The 3,018-nt window shown below is 42.6% G+C and carries 3 protein-coding genes; all 3 read left to right on the top strand.

Annotated elements, in window-relative coordinates:
* On the top strand, positions 1–1,685 hold a 1,685-nt coding region (locus QZZ43_RS07100; RefSeq protein ID WP_291857434.1), incomplete at its 5' end, for a copper-translocating P-type ATPase.
* A 376-nt stretch (positions 1,686–2,061) separates the two neighbouring features.
* Positions 2,062–2,271, top strand: coding sequence for an SHOCT domain-containing protein (locus tag QZZ43_RS07095; RefSeq protein ID WP_114436338.1), 210 nt, complete (start codon positions 2,062–2,064; stop codon positions 2,269–2,271).
* A 9-nt stretch (positions 2,272–2,280) separates the two neighbouring features.
* Positions 2,281–3,018 (top strand): APC family permease (locus QZZ43_RS07090; protein WP_291857431.1); only part of this gene is annotated, 738 nt, incomplete at its 3' end.

Raw genomic sequence — 3,018 nt, 5'->3', positions numbered from 1 at the left:
AGCAATTTAAAGATGCAAACGGAAATGTCCATCTTTATTTTGAAGCTGCAGCAGTTATTTTAACGCTGGTGTTATTAGGTCAGGTACTCGAACTCAGGGCTCACAGCAAAACCAATTCCGCCATCAAGGCCTTGCTGAATTTGGTGCCACCGGTGGCAAGAGTTATCCGCAACGGGGAAGAAACTGAAATTCCTCTCGAAGAAGTGCAGGAAGCTGATATTTTAAGGGTACGCCCCGGGGAAAAAATACCGGTCGATGGTGTGCTCACAACAGGTAATGCTGTTGTAGATGAAAGTATGATTACCGGGGAGCCGATCCCGGTGGATAAATCTCAAAATGACAAAGTTACCGGAGGAACTATCAACGGAAATACCTCTTTCGAAATGAAAGCTGAAAAGGTGGGAAATGATACCCTTCTGGCACAAATCATCGAAATGGTCAATCAGGCCAGCCGCTCACGTGCTCCCATTCAAAAACTAGCCGATGTTGTGGCAAAGTATTTTGTACAAATTGTCATCGGTATTGCCATTATGACTTTTGCAGTTTGGGCAATCTGGGGACCCGAGCCGGCTTATGCGTACGCTTTTGTCAATGCAATTGCCGTGCTTATAATAGCGTGCCCCTGTGCTCTGGGACTGGCAACCCCTATGTCTATCATGGTAGGTTCGGGAAGAATGGCCCAGGCCGGCGTTTTGGTAAAAGATGCTCGTGCCATAGAAGAAATGAATAAGGTAGATACCCTTATTATCGACAAAACAGGAACAATAACGGAAGGAAAACCTGCCTTAAAATTGTTTCACTCATTCGGAAATTTGAATGAAACAGATATTCTCAGAATAGCAGCATCTGTTGATGCCAATAGTGAACATCCGGTTGCGGAAGCAATTGTAAAAGGGGCAAAAGAAAAGGGGATTAAGCTGCAAAAGGTTGAACAATTTGAAGCAGTAACCGGAAAGGGCGTTAAAGGAATTCTGGATGGAAAAAATATTGGCCTTGGCAACAGCCGGTTGTCTGATGATTTTGGCGCAACACTTTCGAAGGAACAACAGGAGATGGTAAAAGAATGGCAATTGACCGGCCAAACGGTTATGTACCTCTTAATTGATAATGAAGTTGAGGGGATTGTGAGCGTCGCTGATACCATTAAAGAATCTTCAGCCAAAGCAATTCGGGATCTGCAAAGCTTGGGCGTGAAAGTGTATATGCTTACAGGCGACAATGAATTTACGGCGAAAGCCGTGGCCGATGAGTTAAAACTGGACGGTTTTGAAGCTGACTGCCTGCCTGATGACAAATTCAGAAAAGTAAAAGAATTGCAGGCCCAGGGACTAAAAGTAGCTATGGCCGGCGATGGAATCAACGATGCTCCGGCTCTGGAACAAGCAGATGTGGGCATTGCCATGGGAACCGGAACCGACATTGCCATGCAAAGTGCCGAAGTGACACTGGTAAAAGGTGAATTGGATGGCATTGTAAGGGCCCGTGAATTAAGCCACAAGGTAATGCTCAACATAAAGCAGAATTTGTTCTTTGCCTTTATTTACAATTCACTCGGCGTTCCTGTTGCAGCCGGAATCCTGTATCCGTTTTTCGGAATTTTACTCAGTCCGATTATCGCAGCTGCCGCTATGAGTTTTAGTTCGGTATCGGTCATTTCTAATGCATTACGTTTAAGAAAACAATAATGCAATGATGTGGGGTCTGGGGGGCGCTGCAATGATTGGAATGATGTGGTTAATGTTTTTATAAACAAAACCATAGCTCAGTTCGTTTTACATTGGATTCATTAAAATCATGTAAATTTTCCCCGGAAATATGAAACATATCAGGGATGAATCTCAAGTAAATATGTATTGATAACTAAAAAAATAAATTTTAACCTGATTAATTCATGAATTTTTGTAATGAGATGGTCAAACAGCAAGAAATATGGACAACCGCAGATGAAATTGATGAAGGAAATAGTGGACTATTTTCAAATCAATTTTATCGAGGACGTTCATATTTCGCAGTTGGTTGATCATCGTAATAAATTATTTATGAATTATTCAGGTTAAATTTATGATGTTTGGTTGGATTATCGGTTTAATACTCGTAGTTGCTTTAATTGTAACCTTAGGAAGAGGTGATATTTTTCAAAAAAACACTGGCACTCCTGAGAGTAGAAACAGAAACAGTTCCGCAATGGAAACTTTGAAAGATCGCTATGCCAAAGGAGAAATTGGAAAAGAGGAGTTTGAAGAAAAGAAAGCTGAACTGGAAAAAAACTAATCAAAAGCAATGAGTGAATACAAAAAAAACAGCTTAAGCTTAACGGGAACTGTTTCATTAGGCACCGGCGTGATGATCGGTGCAGCTATTTTTGCCCTGCTGGGCCAGGTGGCCGAACTTTCCGGAGCTTTATTTCCTGTCATATTCTTCATTGGGGCAATCATTGTAGCATTTAGCGCATACTCTTATATAAAAGTATCGAATAGCTACCCATCGGCCGGAGGCATAGCAATGATTTTGCAGAAAGCTTATGGCAAATCAACAATCACTGCCGGTTCTGCCCTGCTGATGGCTTTTGCCATGATCATCAATCAAAGTCTGGTGGCCCGGACATTTGGCTCCTATACCATGCAGTTATTTGATGCCGGAGACAACAGCTTTTGGATACCGATTCTGGGTGTTTTGCTGTTAATTGGCACCTTCCTGATCAATATAGCCGGCAACAAATTCATACAAAAATCAGCGTTTGTAATGGCTCTTTTGAAAGTAGGCGGCATTGCCATTTTTGCCATCGGCGGTTTATGGGCTGCCAGTTTTTCTTTTGAGAGCGCTGTTCCTTCTAAAATCCCTGAAAATTATTCTATCGCCAGCTACCTTGGTGCTCTGGCCCTTGCCATTCTGGCGTATGCCGGCTTTACCACCATCACAAACAGCGGTGACGAAGTCAAAAATCCGCATAAAAACGTTGGACGGGCCATTGTCATCTCCTTGTTAATTTGTGCTGTAGTGTCCGTATTAGTGGCCATA

This window comes from Marinilabilia sp., assembly GCF_016278715.1.
GTDB lineage: Bacteria > Bacteroidota > Bacteroidia > Bacteroidales > Marinilabiliaceae > Marinilabilia.
This window is presented reverse-complemented; position numbering and strand designations above follow the sequence as displayed.